Annotated in this window: 1 protein-coding gene and 1 pseudogene; one reads left to right on the top strand and one right to left on the bottom strand. The window is 50.0% G+C overall.

Features of this window, described 5'->3' with window-relative positions; all coding sequences use genetic code 11:
• Window positions 1–208: 208 nt before the first annotated feature.
• Entirely contained in the window at window positions 209–376 is a 168-nt protein-coding gene (locus ACFOFO_RS25530; protein WP_390321882.1) for a hypothetical protein, read from the bottom strand.
• Window positions 377–762: 386 nt separating this feature from the next.
• Here ACFOFO_RS25530 and ACFOFO_RS25525 point away from each other — a divergent pair.
• Window positions 763–1,134, top strand: a pseudogene (locus ACFOFO_RS25525) (choice-of-anchor D domain-containing protein); the annotation flags it as partial.
• Between the last annotated feature and the right edge of the window lie 215 nt (window positions 1,135–1,349).

The following is a 1,349-nucleotide window of genomic DNA, read 5'->3' as shown; positions in this document are numbered from 1 at the left end:
GAGCGTATAAGTACTAAGCGCAAGGGTTTGGGGGCGCTGAACCTGGAGCTGCGGGTCGAATCGGGTCGGATAAATCGCGTTGCCTGGTCGACAGCGCCAATGAGATCCGTCGCACCAATCAGATGATCCGGTCACGCATGATCGCAGGGAAGTCGACGACAACCGACTTCCCTGTTTTTTTTGCAGGACGCGTCCAGGGCTTGGCAATTTACCAGAAGTGATTGCCGAAATGCGTATCCACATGCTTGTCCGATTCCCACGTGGTCCAGCTGTAGAGCTGGTCATGGCCGGACAGATCGAGTGCAATGCGTATCAGCCAATATCCGGGCGATAGTGGCTCGGCATAACGGATGAAAAAGAAAAATAGTGCGCCCAATGGAATTACCCACTGGTTCAGATGCGATGCGTCAACGTTTCCATATAGGCAAAAAATTCGGCAATTCTTTCTCCCTGTCAATTGAAAAATAGGCATGGTTCAGTCAAAAAACCGCGTTCAATCGCGGTTTTTTTTTGCCTGAATTAAATTTCTTTGTTGAAAAGGAGCTACCAGTTTCGGTCAAGAAAGGCGGCGCCTTGACAGGCGCAATCGCCCGATTTGCTAAGCAGCATCACGCTGTTTTCAAAAAAATAATGCCCTTTTAAAAATACATCCTTGCAATTGATTATTTTCCAACATGAAATTATTTTTGGGAAATAGTGGAACTAAGAAACTTGTTGCCTCTCAAAAAGGTTCGCTTAAATCAATGACTTGGGGAAACTTTCATGCTTAAGATGTCATCATTCGAACTCTCGCCGCGCGCTTTGCTGTGCACAAGTTTTACCGTTCTTTTGGCCGCAAGCGGACAGTCACAAGCGGCAGGGTTTGCTGTGGCAACTCTTTCGTCAAAGACAGTCAACTTCCCGGTAACTTCTGTCGGCTCAGTGAGCCCGGTACAGCTCGTAACAATCACGAACACAGGTACTGCGCCACTCTCTTTCCCGGCTGCCTTCAAGTTGAGTGGCGACTTCATATTTGGTGGCACTGGCACCTGTTCAATCGGGACTTCCTATTCGCCAGGTAGCAGCTGCACAGCCAGCATGAAATTCAAGCCAACTGCTACGGGGATCAGGAACGGGACCCTGACCATAGCTGATAACACCAACACTACCCAAGCAGTTGCTCTGATCGGATCAACACAGGCTACTGCTACGCCAACCCCTGCACCAGCACCAGCACCAGCACCAGCACCAGCACCAGCACCGACACCGACACCAACACCAACACCAGCACCGACGACGTACAACCTGTATGTGTCAACCACCGGTTCCGATTCCAACACGGGTACGCAATCGGCACCATTCAAGACGAT

The organism is Pseudundibacterium arcticum, from assembly GCF_042646465.1.
In the GTDB taxonomy this organism is placed as follows: Bacteria; Pseudomonadota; Gammaproteobacteria; order Burkholderiales; family Burkholderiaceae_D; genus Undibacterium_A; species Undibacterium_A arcticum.
The sequence above is the reverse complement of the archived record's forward strand: the minus strand, read 5'-3'. Positions and strand labels throughout refer to the sequence as shown.